15 protein-coding genes are annotated in these 14,274 nt (G+C 72.8%); 6 read left to right on the top strand and 9 right to left on the bottom strand.

The window, feature by feature from the left end; all coding sequences use genetic code 11:
* Positions 1 to 29: 29 nt before the first annotated feature.
* From QQM72_RS03370 to QQM72_RS03360, 3 genes are read left to right on the top strand one after another with little or no spacing between them, the layout of a single operon-like run.
* Positions 30 to 290, top strand: coding sequence for an SRPBCC family protein (locus QQM72_RS03370; RefSeq protein WP_314219262.1), 261 nt, complete (start codon positions 30 to 32; stop codon positions 288 to 290).
* Between the two features lie 9 nt (positions 291 to 299).
* Entirely contained in the window at positions 300 to 1,184 is an 885-nt protein-coding gene (locus tag QQM72_RS03365; RefSeq protein ID WP_314219261.1) for an NAD(P)-dependent oxidoreductase, read from the top strand.
* Positions 1,185 to 1,232: 48 nt separating this feature from the next.
* Positions 1,233 to 1,655, top strand: a complete 423-nt coding sequence (locus QQM72_RS03360; RefSeq protein ID WP_314219260.1) for a PPOX class F420-dependent oxidoreductase — start codon at positions 1,233 to 1,235, stop codon at positions 1,653 to 1,655.
* Between the two features lie 24 nt (positions 1,656 to 1,679).
* Here the strand turns inward: QQM72_RS03360 and QQM72_RS03355 are convergent, their stop codons facing one another.
* The 3 genes from QQM72_RS03355 to QQM72_RS03345 are packed head-to-tail and all read right to left on the bottom strand — an operon-like array spanning position 1,680 to position 3,744.
* Positions 1,680 to 2,588: a phosphotriesterase family protein gene (locus QQM72_RS03355; RefSeq protein ID WP_314219640.1), complete on the bottom strand. Its 909-nt coding sequence runs from the start codon at positions 2,586 to 2,588 to the stop codon at positions 1,680 to 1,682.
* Positions 2,585 to 3,169, bottom strand: a complete 585-nt coding sequence (locus QQM72_RS03350) for a DUF4865 family protein (RefSeq protein ID WP_314219259.1) — start codon at positions 3,167 to 3,169, stop codon at positions 2,585 to 2,587. The genes QQM72_RS03355 and QQM72_RS03350 overlap by 4 nt, the downstream gene beginning before the upstream one ends.
* A gap of 8 nt (positions 3,170 to 3,177) precedes the next feature.
* Positions 3,178 to 3,744, bottom strand: coding sequence for a TetR/AcrR family transcriptional regulator (locus tag QQM72_RS03345; protein ID WP_314219258.1), 567 nt, complete (start codon positions 3,742 to 3,744; stop codon positions 3,178 to 3,180).
* 187 nt (positions 3,745 to 3,931) lie between these two features.
* On the opposite strand from QQM72_RS03345, the gene QQM72_RS03340 reads away from it, so the two are divergent.
* Positions 3,932 to 4,225, top strand: coding sequence for an SHOCT domain-containing protein (locus tag QQM72_RS03340; RefSeq protein WP_314219257.1), 294 nt, complete (start codon positions 3,932 to 3,934; stop codon positions 4,223 to 4,225).
* Between the two features lie 204 nt (positions 4,226 to 4,429).
* Here the strand turns inward: QQM72_RS03340 and QQM72_RS03335 are convergent, their stop codons facing one another.
* Entirely contained in the window at positions 4,430 to 4,966 is a 537-nt protein-coding gene (locus tag QQM72_RS03335) for an ATP-binding protein (protein WP_314219256.1), read from the bottom strand.
* A gap of 224 nt (positions 4,967 to 5,190) precedes the next feature.
* On the bottom strand, positions 5,191 to 5,514 hold the full coding sequence (locus QQM72_RS03330) for a hypothetical protein (RefSeq protein ID WP_314219255.1): 324 nt from the start codon (positions 5,512 to 5,514) through the stop codon (positions 5,191 to 5,193).
* Positions 5,515 to 5,911: 397 nt separating this feature from the next.
* Here QQM72_RS03330 and QQM72_RS03325 point away from each other — a divergent pair, with 397 nt between their 5' ends.
* Positions 5,912 to 7,036 (top strand): L-cysteine desulfhydrase Cds1, encoded by a 1,125-nt coding sequence (locus QQM72_RS03325; RefSeq protein ID WP_314219254.1) that lies wholly within the window; start codon positions 5,912 to 5,914, stop codon positions 7,034 to 7,036.
* A gap of 40 nt (positions 7,037 to 7,076) precedes the next feature.
* On the opposite strand, the gene QQM72_RS03320 is transcribed toward QQM72_RS03325, so the two are convergent.
* Positions 7,077 to 7,547 carry an SRPBCC family protein gene (locus QQM72_RS03320; RefSeq protein WP_314219253.1) on the bottom strand — a complete coding sequence of 157 codons (471 nt, stop codon included), beginning with the start codon at positions 7,545 to 7,547 and terminating at the stop codon, positions 7,077 to 7,079.
* Between the two features lie 55 nt (positions 7,548 to 7,602).
* Positions 7,603 to 8,433, bottom strand: coding sequence for a DeoR/GlpR family DNA-binding transcription regulator (locus QQM72_RS03315; protein WP_314219252.1), 831 nt, complete (start codon positions 8,431 to 8,433; stop codon positions 7,603 to 7,605).
* A 281-nt stretch (positions 8,434 to 8,714) separates the two neighbouring features.
* Here QQM72_RS03315 and QQM72_RS03310 point away from each other — a divergent pair, with 281 nt between their 5' ends.
* Positions 8,715 to 11,060: a hypothetical protein gene (locus tag QQM72_RS03310; protein ID WP_314219251.1), complete on the top strand. Its 2,346-nt coding sequence runs from the start codon at positions 8,715 to 8,717 to the stop codon at positions 11,058 to 11,060.
* Between the two features lie 5 nt (positions 11,061 to 11,065).
* On the opposite strand, the gene QQM72_RS03305 is transcribed toward QQM72_RS03310, so the two are convergent.
* Together QQM72_RS03305 and QQM72_RS03300 are read right to left on the bottom strand one after the other, a co-directional pair.
* Complete coding sequence (locus QQM72_RS03305; RefSeq protein ID WP_314219250.1) at positions 11,066 to 13,513, bottom strand: right-handed parallel beta-helix repeat-containing protein; 2,448 nt, start codon at positions 13,511 to 13,513, stop codon at positions 11,066 to 11,068.
* Between the two features lie 107 nt (positions 13,514 to 13,620).
* Positions 13,621 to 14,226, bottom strand: a complete 606-nt coding sequence (locus QQM72_RS03300; RefSeq protein WP_314219249.1) for an Rv1733c family protein — start codon at positions 14,224 to 14,226, stop codon at positions 13,621 to 13,623.
* Between the last annotated feature and the right edge of the window lie 48 nt (positions 14,227 to 14,274).

The following is a 14,274-nucleotide window of genomic DNA, read 5'->3' as shown; positions in this document are numbered from 1 at the left end:
CCTTCGGCTTCCCTCCCCTGGACGCGCTGGTGGTCGAGTTCCAGGCCCCCGCCGACGGCGTTCCCGGCCGGCTGTCATGGACGGCCGGGCTGGACGGCCCGCCCGAGGAACGCCTGGACGTGCTGCACGCCTGGCTGGTGGAGGACCTGCCCGGCGGCCGGGTCCGCGTCTTGACCCAGGAGACCCAGCTCGGGCAGCCCGCGGCCGCTCTGGCGGGCGAGCGGCCGGACCCGATGCTCAACGGCCACCAGGCGTGGCTGGACGGCCTGGTCGGCGCCGCGTCGAAGTAGGTTGAGGCCATGACAGACGAACTGACCGTGAGCGTCCTCGGCACCGGCATCATGGGCGCCGCGATGGCCCGCAACCTCGCTCGGGCGGGCCACACCGTGCGCGCCTGGAACCGCACCCGGGCCAAGGCCGAGCCGCTCACCGCCGACGGCGTCCACGTCGCCGACACCCCCGCCGAGGCCGTCGAGGGTGCGGACGTCGTCCTCACCATGCTCTACGACGGGGCCGCCGCCCTGGAGGTCATGCGCGAGGCGGCGCCCGGCCTGCGCGCCGGAGCGGCCTGGGTGCAGTCGACGACCGCCGGGACCGGGGCCATCGGCGACCTGGCAGACTTTGCGCACGCACACGATCTCGTATTCTTCGACGCGCCCGTCCTGGGCACCCGGCAGCCCGCCGAGGCCGGTCAGCTGACCGTGCTGGCGGCGGGCCCGAGCGAGCACCGCGACGCGGTGGCGCCGGTGTTCGACGCGGTGGGCGCGCGGACGGTGTGGACGGGCGAGAACGGCGGCGAGGGGAGTGCGACGCGCCTGAAGCTTGTGGTCAACAGCTGGGTCATCGCGGCCACTGCCGCGGCCGGTGAGGTCCTCGCCCTGTCGCAGTCCCTGGATGTGGACCCGAACGCGTTCTTCGAACTGATCGCGGGTGGCCCGCTCGACATGGGGTACCTGAAGGCGAAGACCAGCCTGATCCTCGACGGCCGGCTCTCGCCCGCGCAGTTCGCTGTCGCGACGGCGGCGAAGGACGCGCGGCTGATCGTCGAGGCCGGCCGTGAGCGCGGCGTCCGCCTGGACGTGGCGGCCGCGAGTGCCGAACGTCTGGAGCGGGCCGCCGCTCAGGGCCACGGCGACGAGGACATGGCCGCCGCCTACTTCGCCAGCTTCGACAAGAACGCCTGAACGGCGAGGCGCCTGAACGGCGAGGCGCCCGAACCGAGAGGAGACCCCGTGTCCAAGCCCCCGCTGCCGCCCGAGGCCGTCGAACTGCTGGGCCGCCCCAACCCCTGTGTGATGGCGACCCTGCGTTCCGACGGAGCCCCCGTCTCCACCCCCACCTGGTACGTCTGGGAGGACGGGCGCGTCCTGATCAGCCTGGACGAGAGCCGGGTACGCCTCCAGCACCTGCGCCGAGACCCGCGCCTGACCCTCACCGTCCTCGACTCCGAGGACTGGTACACGCACGTCACCCTCATCGGACGGGTGGCCGAGCTGCACGAGGACGACGGCCTGGCCGACATCGACCGCATCTCCACCCACTACACGGGCAAGCCGTACCCCGACCGGGTCCGCTCCCGGGTCAGCGCCTGGATCGAGGTCGACCGCTGGCACGGCTGGGGCGCCTTGAAGGACAGCGACCAGGCGTCCACCTGAGCGTCCCGCTGCCGGGCCCGGCGTTCAGCGCCACTCGACGCCGAAGGCCCGCCGCGGGTTCTCCGCCAGGATCCGCCCCACCAGCTCATCACCCACGGCGAGCGCCAGCCGTGGCCGGATCCGGCGCAGCAGGTACGGCATCCCGGGGCCGCCGTCGACCGAGCGGGACGCGGCCGTCGTGGTGTCGCCGCCGAGCAACAGCCGGTCGCCGAAACCGGCATCGGCCAGGGCCCGTACGGCGTCCGGCATCCGCCAGTCGGTGGCGTGGTGGGCGCGTGACGGGCCGTCGAAGGCGAGCCGGCAGCCCGCCTCGGCGGCCTGCCGGTGCACCACTGCGTCGGGCGCCCGGTTGAGGTGCCCGAGGATCACCCGGTGCGGGGGCACGCCCAACTTCCCGCACAGCAGGTCGACCACGTCGAGCGCGCCGGTACCCAGCTCCAGATGGACGGCGATCGGCGCGTCCGTCGCGTGATGCGCCTCGGCCGCGGCGGCCATGGTCCAGCGGGTGTGCGGGTCGAGGGCGTGGAACCCTCCCGCGACCTTGATCAGCCCGGCGCGAACCCCGGACGTCCCGATGCCCTCGGTCAGTTCGGCCACGAACACCTCGGCGAGCCGGTGCCGCAGGCCGTCCAGCGTGGCCTCGTCGTAGTGGACGTCCTGGTGCAGCCCCGTCGCGGCCACCACCCGCACCCCGGTCTCCCGGGACAGCAGGGGCAGATCCGCCGCGCGCCGGCCGAGACCGTACGGCGTCCACTGCACGACGGCGTCACCGCCCTGCGCGCGGAACGCGGCCAGCTCGGCACGCGCCGCGGAGCGGCTGTCGAGTTCCTGGCCGGGCAGCCGGGGACTGCCGAAGAACAGGTGGTCGTGCGCGTCGCACACGCCGAGCCGCTCCGCCGGCAGGTCCCCGAGGACGGTCCGCACGGCGTTCACCACTGCCGGCCCCCGGGCAGGGCGGTCCGCCCCGGCGCCGACAGGTGCAGCACCTGGAACAGGTCGCCGTCGGCCGTCGGCGTGTCGTGCGCCCAGAGCGAGACGTGCACCTTCTCCCAGCGGCTCGTGTCGACCGCCGCAGCAGCGAGCACCGCGCCCTCCTCCCGCGCCAGCCGCCGTACCTCGTCCGCCGCGTCCCGCGCCGTCTCGGACAGCACCACCCCGTCCGGGACCGGCTCACGCCGTCGTACGGCGAACAGGGCGGCGGAACCGGCGGCGGCGCCCTGTTCGTAGGCCAGACCGGTCCACTGACGGACCGCCGGACGCCCGAAGTCGTCGCTCAGCCGCTGGAAGGCGCCTCCCCAGAGGAAGGCGTTCATGCCCTCGACGGTGTTCCAGAGGTAGAACGGCGCGTACTGGTTGACCGGCGAACCGTGTACCCCGCGTTCGCGCAGCAGGTACGCCTTGAGACCGAGTCCCTCCCAGTCGTCGAGCAGATGCCCGACACGGGACACGCGCGCGCGGATGACGCCCATGTCGTAGTCGGCGGGCAGCGTGACCTCGTACTGCATCGCGTGCATCGGGTCTCCTAGTCGGCCGGACGGGGCGCGAGCAGCGACAGCAGCCCGCGGACACCCGCGTCGAAGGCGGTCGGTGAACCGGACGCGCGGGCCAGGACGTAACCGCCCTGGACGGTCGCGACGACGGTGGCCGCGATCGCCTCGCCGTCCAGCTCGGACCCGAACTGCCCCTGTTCCTTGCCCTCTTCGACGATGTGCGCGATCCGCTCACGGATCCGGTCGATCGTCTCGTCGACGGGTTCACGCAGCTCGTCGCTCGCGATCACCTCCGGATCCATCGTCAGCCGCCCGATGGGGCATCCGCGCAGCACGTCCCGCTCGCGTGTCAGGTACGCCTCGATGCGCTCGTACGGCGTGCCTGGCCCGTCGAGCACTCCCTCGGCGGTAGCCCGCATCTCGTCGGCGGTCCGCCGGATCGCCGCCAGGGCGAGGTCGGGCTTGCCCTTGAAGTGGTGGTACATGCTGCCCTGCCCGGCGCCGGCGCGCTCCAGGATCGCCTTGGGGCTGGTCCCCACGTAACCGCGCTCCCAGAGCAGCTCCCGGGTGGACTCGATCAGCCGCTCCGGAGTACTCATGACCCGACTGTACATACTAGTAGTTACAGAAGTCGAGTCCCACGGAACAGCCCTCGGGGAGCAGCCGGGACACGCGCGCGTACTCCCGGCGAGGTACGCGCACCGCCGCTGGCCGTACGACGACCCGGACCCCCTCCCGGCGGGAGGCTCGAGGCATCACACAGACCCACTGAGGAGATGACCCGAGATGAACACCCTGGCGAACCGGGACGGCGGCGGACCCGGCCCGTGGATCCTGCTCTTCCCGCTGATCTGGGCGGCCGTCGTCGTGGGCGTCCTCACGCTCCTGCGGCGCACGGTGTGGCGAGGCCGCCGCGGTCCGTGGAGCGCGGCCGGCGACCCGCGGCCCACCGGCGACTCACCGCTGGCCGTCCTCGGCCGTCGCTTCGCCTCCGGTGAGATCGACGAGGACGAGTACTGGCGTCGGCTGTCCGTCCTGGACGAGCAGTTCGGCCGTACGGGCAGGGGTGGTACGGCATGAGCACCGCGACCGCCACCACGGCCACGCGGACCGCCGCGCGGGTCGTCGACGCCGTGAAGGTCCACGACGCCGACGATGCCACCGCGCCTTGACTTGCTGCCGGCCATCGCCACGGAGTGACCTACACCCGGACGGCGTAAGCCTCAGGGACCGGTCACCGTGGCCCAGTGCGACGGACGCCCCGAAGGTGACGTCACCGCCCGGTCAGCCGACGACGGCCGACCGGGCGGGGGCATGTGCGGGCCGCAGGTCGTCGACGGACACGACCTCCGTGAACCGCGGCGGGAGCTGCTCCCTGGGCGTACGACGCGGCGGACGCGCCGACAGCTCCCGCGTGGCGACGGGGGCCGGCAGCGTGAACCACACGACCTTGCCGGACTCGCCGTCCGGCCGGGCGCCCCAGCTCTCGCTCACCGCCGCCACCATGGCCAGGCCGCGTCCGCAGGTGGCGAGCGCCTCGTCGTCGACCACCCCCACGACCGGCAGGCGCGGGTCGTGGTCGCGCACGGAGACGGTGAGCCGGTCGAGCAGCAACTCCATCTCCACGACGCACGTCTTGTCGGGCTGTGCGTGCAGGTGGACGTTGGTCAGCAACTCCGTCACACCGAGCGCGGCGCGGTCTATGAGTGGATCCATATGCCAGTAGCGCAACTGCGCCGATACGATTCTGCGGACCTGGCCGATCCGCGACGGCAGGGCCTGAAGCTCGACCGTGCAGTGCCTGTTCGGGTTGGTGATCACGGCTGCGACTCCCCGACTTAGGTCCGGAAGAACACGGGATTCGGATCGAGCAGAGCGTCTGCGCAAGGCGGCCGCCTGCTGTCGTGGCCGGCGGGCTGGTTCGCAGCGTTATCGCCGGTAAACCCAGAGTGACGTGAGACCAGAGTGACGCAGGGGCCACAGTGCCGCAACTCGCGTCGGCCACGCCACCCGTTCGGCCCCGGGCGCGGTACCTCGGCACCGGCTCAGCCGCCGCGCCCCGCCGCCCTGCGCACGGCCTCGATGAAGCGGCGCGCCGCGGGTGGCCCCGGTTCGCCGGGCGCCGGGTCATGGTCGCCGAGGGTCAGCAGATACCGCTTGCCGTTGAGGTCGGCCAGCGCCCGGTCCTCCGGTGCGAACCAGGGCCTGGAGGCGCGGACCGCCTGCACGGGCGCGCTGTCGATCTCGCTGCCGTAGCTGGTCAGCAGCTCCAGCCTGCCCTCGCTGATCCGGACCTGACCGGCTCGGGTGAGCGAACGCAGCCGCTTGCCGATGCGCACGCCCGTAGCCGTGAACTCCGGCTCCGCCATGCCTCCCCGCCCCCTTGTGCGCCTGGGCGAGCCGAACCGTGCACCCGCGTGGGTCGTGATCCAGCCCGCGTCGTGATCGGACCCGTCATCGGTCCAGTGTGCGCCCCCGTCCGGGACCCGCGTCCGGACCGGCGTCATCACCCCGCCCGGACCTTCGCCCGACCCGGTGCAGTCTGCCCGCGCCCGGCGTAGAGCACCAGTGCGCACGACGCCTCGGCGTCACCCGTCCGGAGCATTCGCGGGAATGCGCCCCCGCGCCCCCAGAGCCACCCCCCAGGGCCGCCTTTGAGGCTCTCAAAGGTGTGTTTATGCAGGTGAGAAGCGTGCGACTGATGTTTATGATCGGTGTGTCGGCCGCGCGGACCACCGTCGGCGCGAAGCCTGAAGGAGCCCCGCCGTGACCACCCCCGAGCACCACAGGACCGGCGCCACCCTCGACGTCGACCGCAGCGACACCGGCTACCGCGACTGGCTGAAAGAAGCCGTCCGCAAGGTCCAGGCCGACGCCAACCGCTCGGCCGACACTCATCTGCTGCGCTTCCCGCTCCCCGAGAAGTGGGGCATCGACCTGTATCTCAAGGACGAGTCGACCCACCCCACCGGAAGCCTCAAGCACCGACTCGCCCGCTCGCTCTTCCTCTACGGCCTGTGCAACGGCTGGATCCGGCCGGGGCGTCCGGTGATCGAGGCGTCGAGCGGTTCGACGGCCGTCTCCGAGGCGTACTTCGCCAAGCTGATCGGCGTGCCCTTCATCGCGGTCATGCCGCGCACGACGAGCGCCGAGAAGATCCGCCTGATCGAGTTCCACGGCGGGCAGTGCCACTTCGTCGACGACTCCCGCACGATGTACGAGGAGTCCGCCCGCCTCGCGGCGGACAGCGGCGGCCACTACATGGACCAGTTCACCTACGCCGAACGGGCCACGGACTGGCGCGGGAACAACAACATCGCCGAATCCATCTTCCGCCAACTGGAGTGGGAGCGGTTCCCGGAGCCCGCCTGGATCGTGGCCACGGCCGGCACCGGCGGCACCTCCGCGACCCTCGCCCGGTACGTCCACTACACACAGCGAAACACCCGCATCTGCGTCGCCGACCCGGAGAACTCGTGCTTCTTCGAGGGCTGGACCACCGGCGATCCGGACGTCACCTGCGACTGCGGCTCACGCATCGAGGGCATCGGCCGGCCGCGCATGGAACCCAGCTTCGTGCCCGGCGCCGTCGACCGGATGATGAAGGTCCCGGACGCGGCCAGTGTCGCCGCCGTACGCGCCCTGGAACGGGCCATCGGCCGCAAGGCGGGCGGCTCGACCGGCACCGGGCTGTGGAGCGCGCTGAAGATCGTCGCCGAGATGGTGGCCGACGGACACCGCGGCAGCGTCGTCACCCTGCTGTGCGACCCGGGCGACCGCTACCTCGACAAGTACTACTCCGACACCTGGCTCGCCGAACAGGGCCTCGACATCGTCCCGTACACCGCCGCGATCGATTCGCTGCTGGCCACGGGCGTGTGGCCGGCCTGACCTCCGGCACGCGCCGCCCGAGCGGAAGGGCCAGGAGCCCCTACGGGGTGAGCCGGCGGTCCAGCTTCGCCACCGCGTCCCGGAACGACCGCCCCAGACCGGCCCGCGCCAGCCGCAGGACCGCCCGGAACGCCCCGTTGCCGTCGGCGGCGAACGTCCACTGCACTCGCGTCCCCGCCCCGGCCGGCGTCAGCCGCCACTCCTCGACCAGCGCCCGGACGCCCGGCGCGTTGGTCACGTCCACGCGGTAGGCGTACAGCTCCGGCTCCTTCGCCACGAGCACCGTCTCCCGGAATCGCGTGCCGCCCCTGAGCCGTACGTCGCGCCCCGCGCCGTCGTCCAGGGGCTGGACGGACGCCACGGCCGGGAACCACTGCGCCCAGCCGGTCACGTCCTCGGCGAGGGCGCGGAAGACGAGCGCAGGGGGAACGGACATCTCCCGGGCGAAAACCAGCCGTACAGGAGCGGTCTCGACGAACGCGAGTCCTTCGGGGCGCAACCGGTGAGCCATGCGCGCAACCTCCTCGTGGCGAGGAAACGGGTGCGTCACCCTAGCCGCAGGCCCTTCAGATGTCTGCACCCTCACCGGGCTCGCCCGCGACCACCAGCCGCCGCAGGTGCTCGGAGACCTCCGCGCGCGCCGCCTGCGGCAGCCCCGCGTCCGTCACCAGCGTGTCGACCTGCTCCAGCGCCGCGAACGAACTCAGGCCCACCACACCCCACTTGGTGTGGTCCGCGACCACCACGACCCGGCGCGCCGACTGCACCAGGCGCCGGTTGGTCTCGGCCTCCGCGAGGTTCGGCGTGGAGAGACCGGCCTCGGCCGATATCCCGTGCACACCGAGGAAGAGCACGTCGAAGTGGAGCGCCGCGATGGCCTGGTCGGCCACCGGACCCACCAGCGAGTCGGACGGCGTGCGCACCCCACCGGTCAGCACGACCGTGGCCGCGCCCTGCCGGGGACCCGAGGTGCGCTGCGCCACGTGGAAGACGTCGGCCACGCGCACCGAGTTGGTCACCACGGTCAGATCCGGCACGTCCACCAGATGATGCGCCAGCGCGTACGTCGTCGTACCGCCCGACAGCGCGATCGCGCTGCCCGGGGCGACGAGTTCCGCCGCCGCCTTCGCGATGTCCTCCTTGGCGGTCAGCTCCAGACCCGACTTCGCCTCGAAGCCCGGCTCGTGGGTGCTCGCCTCCACGACCGGCACCGCACCGCCGTGCACCTTCTCCAGGACACCCTGCCGCGCCAGCGCGTCGAGGTCGCGGCGCACCGTCATGTCCGACACGCCGAGCTTGCGGGTCAGCTCGTTGACCCGTACGCCGCCCCGGCGGCGTACCTCGTCCAGGATCAGGGCGCGGCGCTGCTCCGCGAGGAGGTTCTGATTCTCACTCACGTACGCTCCGGTCCTTTCCCTCAGCCCGTCCGACAGGCCCGCTCACCTGCTCAGACGAGGCCATTCTCGCCGATTCCGGTGCGGGGGCGTCCCATCCTCGCACGGCTTGCTCACAGCTGGTCCACCACCCCGATGCGTGCATGCCACCCACGTGTGGCGTGGGCGTTCCCCACACGCTCCGAGGAGGTTCCGTGACGGAAGGTGTATCAAGCCTTCGAAGTGGCGATCCTTATGTCCGCGCGGACACATGTCGAAGGCGTGTCACGGGGGAAGTGCGAACAGTGGAACGTGCCTCAGCGGACAGAACGGCCCTGGAACTCCTGGTCCACGGCGTGGGTGGCGCCACGCCCGAGAAGATGCTCAACGATCCGCGCACGGTGCGGATCACCGGCGACGACACGGCGGCCGTGTTCCGGCGCGCCGACGACGTCACCGCGGACACCGGCCCCGCCGACGACCGCGGCCGCGACACCCCGGTCCCCGAGGCCTACGTGTGGTCCAACCTCACCTCCGGCAACGGCACCCGCGCCCTGTGGCTCCTGCTGCTGCCGTTCATGGTCGTCAACCTCGCCCACTGGATGCGCCCCGCCGCACGGGAGGGCGTCCGCGCGGTGCGGCTGTACGGGCTGCTCGTGCGGCTCGCGGCGCTGAGCCTGACGGTGCTGCTCGTCGCCGCGGCCTGCGAGGTCGCCCTCGACCTGACGGCCTGGCAGTGCGCGGGCACGGCCGCGTGCGCCGAGCGTCACTCCTGGCTGGGCTTCCTCTCCCCGGCGGTCTCCGACGGCGGCTGGTGGAGCAGGCCGGGCCGCCGGCTCGCGCTCGCCGCCCTGGTCCCGACCGCCCTCGTCGGTCTCCTGTGGTACCTGTCCCACCGCACCTGGCGCGCGTACGAGTCCCAGGAGCCCCTCGACCGCGCCTGCGAACCCGAGAACGGCCCCGGTCACACCGCACTCGGCCGGCCCGGCTTCTGGTACGGGCGCCGGCTGGTGGCCCGCCTGCGCGCGGCCCACACCGCGGCGGGACTGCTGACGGTGGCGGCGGCCGTCGGCACGGCGGCCGTGCGCCAGGACCGCCGGCCCGGCGGCGCCGACCTCCTCGACTGGCTGGGCCGGTTGCTGGAGGCGTCCCTGGTGGCGGGCGCGCTCGCCACGGTGTGGGTGGTGTGCCGCCGGGGGCGCAGCGAGCACCGCCTCGACCGCCGCATCGACGCGCACCTCGTCCACCGGCTGCCCCTGGCCGCACTCGTCCTGCTCGTTCTCACCCTGGTGTACGCCGGGTGGCAGCGCCCCGGCTGGCAGTCCGAGGGCCGGCTCCCCGGGGACGCGACCTTCGGCGGTCTCGCCCTCGCCCAGGGCGCCCTGGTGATCGCCCTCGCGGTCGTCGCCCGCGTCCTGCACCACTGCCCAGGGGAGCCCTCCGCGCCGGTGGCCCCGGGCGGGGCCACCGCCGTCGAGCGGGTTCAACTCGACCAGCAGGAGCGCTGCGCCCTGCGCGGGCTCGGTGGGCCCGCTGTCGCGATGCTGGCCTGTGCGCTGGGCGGAGTGATGTCCGGCGGGGTGTCACAGCGCGTGTCCGACTGGCTGGACGGCACCGGGACCTTCCTCGACGGGCCGCCCGTGCTCCTGACCTGGCAGGCGTCCGTCATCCCCGTGCTGCTCGTCGTCCTGCTGGCGCTGTGCGGACTGCTCGGCCGGCAGACCTGGCTGCTCACCCGGGCCGAGCAGGACGCGGTGGGCCGCGCGTACGGGGTCGGACCCGGCGACCCGGCCCGCACCCGGCGCATCGCCCGCGCCCGCGCGATGGCCACGCTCACCGACCGTGGCCCGCTCCTCGTCGCCGTCGTCTCCACCGCGACACTGCTCCTGGGCGCGGGCGCGCTCGTCGGCGCCTTCGGCACCGGGAAGACCCCGGTCCGCGCCACGGACGGCGCCCAGGCCTTCGTCCAGGGCGCCGCCCAGACCGCTCAGGCCATGGGTTCCTGGCTCATAGGGCTCGGTTTCGTCCTCTTCGTCACCTGGGGCCGGCGCGCCTACAAGGACGCCTCCGCGCGGCGCACGATCGGCATCCTCTGGGACGTCGGCACCTTCTGGCCGCGTGCCGCGCACCCCTTCGCCCCGCCCTGCTACGCGGAGCGCGCGGTCCCCGACCTGACCTGGCGGATGGCCAGTTGGACGCGCGCCACGGGCGGACGACTGGTGATCTCCGGGCACTCCCAGGGCAGTGTCCTCGCGGCCGCCGCGGCCTGGCAGCTGAAACCCTCCGACCGCAAGCGGGTCGCCCTGCTCACCTACGGCTCCCCGATCGAGCGTCTCTACGGCCGCTGGTTCCCGGCCCACTTCGGCCCGGCCGCGCTCGCCGCCCTGCACGAGGACATCGCCTGCTGGCGCAACCTGTACCGGCTCACCGACCCCATCGGCGGCCCGGTCCGGCTGGCCGGCGACGACTGCGGACCCCGGGTGGACCGCGAGCCCCTGGCTGATCCGCTGGCGTACGGCCGCACCGCGGAACACCCGCTGCCCGCGCCCGTCCTGGGCCACTCCGACTACCAGGCCGACCCGGCGTTCGTGGCGGAACGCGAGATGCTGCTGGGACGGCTGCGACCGGAGCTGCCCCAGCAGCGCGGCTGAGCGGATCAGGGCAGCTCGGGCAGATCCTCCGCGTACAGCAGGGTGAGGTCGTCCGTGCTCGGCTCGGCCACCTGGGCGACCCGGCCGGCATGCCGCTCCACCATCGCCTCGAACGTCTGGCGCGCGGTACGCCCGTTGCCGAAGGAGGGTCCCTTGGGGAGCTCCGTGAAGTACTTCAGCAGGGCGTCCGAGGTGCCCGGAGCGAGCCGGTACTCGTGCTCCTCGGCCTGCTGTTCCACGATCCGCAACAGCTCTTCGGGGCCGTAGTCGCCGAAGGTGATGGTCCGTGAGAAACGGGACGCCACGCCGGGGTTGACCGAGAGGAAGCGCTCCATCTCCGCCGTGTAGCCCGCGACGATCACCACCACGGAGTCCCGCTGGTCCTCCATCAGCTTCACCAGGGTGTCGATGGCCTCCTTGCCGAAGTCGCGGCCCGCGTCCTGCGGCGACAACGCGTACGCCTCGTCGATGAACAGCACGCCTCCGTGCGCCCGTTGGAAGGCCTCCTGGGTGCGGATCGCCGTCGAGCCGATGTGCTCGCCGACGAGGTCGACGCGGGACACCTCGACGAGATGGCCCTTCTCCAGCACGTCCAGGGCGGCGAGGATCTCGCCGTAGAGGCGGGCGACGGTGGTCTTGCCGGTGCCGGGGGAGCCGGTGAAGACCAGATGGCGCTTGACGGAGGCCGCCTTGAGCCCGGCCTGCTGACGGCGCCGGCCCACCTCGATCATGTCGATGAGGGCCCGCACCTCGCGTTTGACGCTCTCCAGGCCCACCAGAGTGTCCAACTCGCCGAGCACGTCCTTGGACGTGCGCACCGACGTCTCCGGCTCACCGGCGGCCCGCTGCGGCTCCGGCGCGGTGACCCGCTGTTCGGGGACCACGCCCAGCAGACCCGGCGACTGGGCGGTCGTCTGCACCACCGTCGCCGGCGCCGCCGGGGCCCCGGGTGTCCGCACGCCCGCGCTCTCGTCGCTGGTGCAGTCCTCGACCAGGGGGCCGGAGCCCGAGCCCGCGTCGCCGCCGGCGTCGGCGAACTCGTAACCGCCGCGCGCGCAGCGCTCCGTACGGCACTTGCGCAGCGTCGTACGACTGCCGTCTATGACGTGGAAGCCGTAGCCGCCGCTGTTCGTCACCCGGCAGTTCAGGAAGGTGCCGCGGCCGCCGGCCGACACATAGAAGCCGGCCTCGGAGGGGGAGTCGACGGTGCAGCGCTCGACGGTGGGGTCGGCGCCCTTGGTGACGATCACGCCGGTCTGGGTGCTGTCCACGCTGCAGTTGTTGAGGGTGCCGCCGCTGCCGTGGTCGCGGAACCACGCGCCGGTCGCCGCGTCCCGGATCCGGCAGTCGTCGAGTTGGGCGGTCGCCCCGTCGCTCACCGACACGGCCGTGTTGCGCACCTGGGACAGGTCGCTGTCCACGACGTCCGCGCGGGAGCCCCGGTCGAGGACGAACAGCGCGTCGGGCACGTCGTGCACCCGGCAGGAGTCGAGGACCGCGGTGGCGCCGTCGCTGACCCAGACGGCCGGGTAGTCGCCGGTGCTGTCGAAGATCTCGCACTGGTTGGCGTCCACGCGCGTGCCCGGGTCCCACACCGACAGCCCGTTGCGGCCGAACTGACGCACCGTCGTGCGGGTCAGTGTCAGCACGGAACGGGAGCGCAGGTCGACCGCGTTCTCCGGGATGTCGTGAATGCGGCAGTCGGCCAGGGTGAGCACGGCGTCCGTGTCGAGCGTGACGCCGTCGGAGGTGGTGCGGTGCACATCGCAGTCGGTGAGGTGCGCGGTGGCCCGGGCGGTGATCTGGACACCGCTGCCCCTGACCTCGTAGACCTCGCAGCCCACCGCCTCCAGGGAGGAGTTGTCGCCGGTCGCGCTCAGACCCGCGCCCGACGTGTGGTGCACCCGGCAGCGCTCCAGCCGGGGGTGGGCACCGCCGCGCACCGAGACGCCGGCCTGACCCGCCGCGACGACCTCGCACTCCTCGAAGACACCACCGCCGCCGTCGACCACGGCGATGCCGATGCCCGCCGGGTTGTCGACGGTGCACCGGCGCACCGTCGGGCGGGCACTGCCCCGCACCTCGATGCCCGCCGCCGATCGCGTGACGATCCGTACGTCCAGCAGCTCCGGCGTGCCGTCCTCGACGAGCACCGCGGGCGCGGCCGCGTCCTGGCCCTCCACGTGCAGGTCCTGTACCACCGCCGAGGCGCGCACGGTCAACGGCACCCCGTCCAGGGGCGCGAGGCGCACGGAACCGGGGGAGCCCTCGGGGCCGCGCAGCGTCACCGACCGCTCCACCACCAGGTTCTCCCGGTAGGTTCCTGGAGCGATGGTGAGCACGTCACCCTCGGCCGCGGCCTCCAGGGCGGCGGCGAGCGATGCGTACTCACCCGTGCGGCGCCGCCACCTCGATGTGCCGGTGTGCGTCACCTGGACCGTGCCCTGTGCCATGGCGTTGATGTGCCCCCACCTCGTGGTACGCGGGTTGATGCCGAATGGTTCGGCCGGACCACCGTAGCGTGCGCGCGGGTGGTGGGTTGACCAGAGACGGAAGGCCGTCAGCTGCCGGTGCCGGTGCGGCCCCAGTCCGGGCCCGCGCGGTCCCAGGCCTGGTCCCAACGGGCGTACCGGCGGCGGACCAGGCGCCAGACGATCAGCCGCCGAACGCCCTCGACGGTGCCCGCGGTGAGCAGGGCCGCGCCGAAGCCGGCGAGCACGGCGTGCGTCGTCGCCGTGGCGGAGTCCAGTGGACGGGCCACCAGCGTGCCGTGCCCGTCCGTCCATATCTCGAAGTGGTCGCCGCCGTGCGGGGTCTTGAGGCCGGCAAGGACCGTGCCGTGCCGTGCCGTGCCGTCAGGGGCCGTCCAGTCCGCGACGACCCGGGTGCGGGCTTCCCGGCCGGTGGCCGTCTCCGGGTCGACCTCCAGCGGCGAACCGTCCAGCTTCCGCACCACGGTGGCCGTGACCTCGTGGCGGGACTGCCGCTGCTCGTGGACCGACCGCTGGAGCACATCCTGCGCCACGGCGCCGACGAGGGAACCCACCAGGGGCGCGACGAGGAGGATCAGCAACAAGGCCGACAAGGCCACCCACGCCTCGACCAGATCCGTCGTACGACGCAGTGGGTTGTGTCGCCAGCGCCGGATTCCGCCGATCGATCGCACCCCCGCACCCCCTTCCCGCTCCGTGATAACCCCCGTTGGAGCCGTTCA

Origin of the sequence: Streptomyces zaehneri, from assembly GCF_032248645.1 — a bacterium.
GTDB lineage: Bacteria > Actinomycetota > Actinomycetes > Streptomycetales > Streptomycetaceae > Streptomyces > Streptomyces coriariae.
This window is presented reverse-complemented; position numbering and strand designations above follow the sequence as displayed.

Bases quoted from the DNA above. Each gene is read 5' to 3' on its own strand.
- QQM72_RS03365 (WP_314219261.1), top strand. From the start codon at position 300: ATGACAGACGAACTGACCGTGAGCGTCCTCGGCACCGGCATCATGGGC.
- QQM72_RS03350 (WP_314219259.1), bottom strand. From the start codon at position 3,169: ATGCACGCGATGCAGTACGAGGTCACGCTGCCCGCCGACTACGACATG.
- QQM72_RS03345 (WP_314219258.1), bottom strand. From the start codon at position 3,744: ATGAGTACTCCGGAGCGGCTGATCGAGTCCACCCGGGAGCTGCTCTGG.
- QQM72_RS03340 (WP_314219257.1), top strand. From the start codon at position 3,932: ATGAACACCCTGGCGAACCGGGACGGCGGCGGACCCGGCCCGTGGATC.
- QQM72_RS03330 (WP_314219255.1), bottom strand. From the start codon at position 5,514: ATGGCGGAGCCGGAGTTCACGGCTACGGGCGTGCGCATCGGCAAGCGG.
- QQM72_RS03320 (WP_314219253.1), bottom strand. From the start codon at position 7,547: ATGGCTCACCGGTTGCGCCCCGAAGGACTCGCGTTCGTCGAGACCGCT.
- QQM72_RS03305 (WP_314219250.1), bottom strand. From the start codon at position 13,513: ATGGCACAGGGCACGGTCCAGGTGACGCACACCGGCACATCGAGGTGG.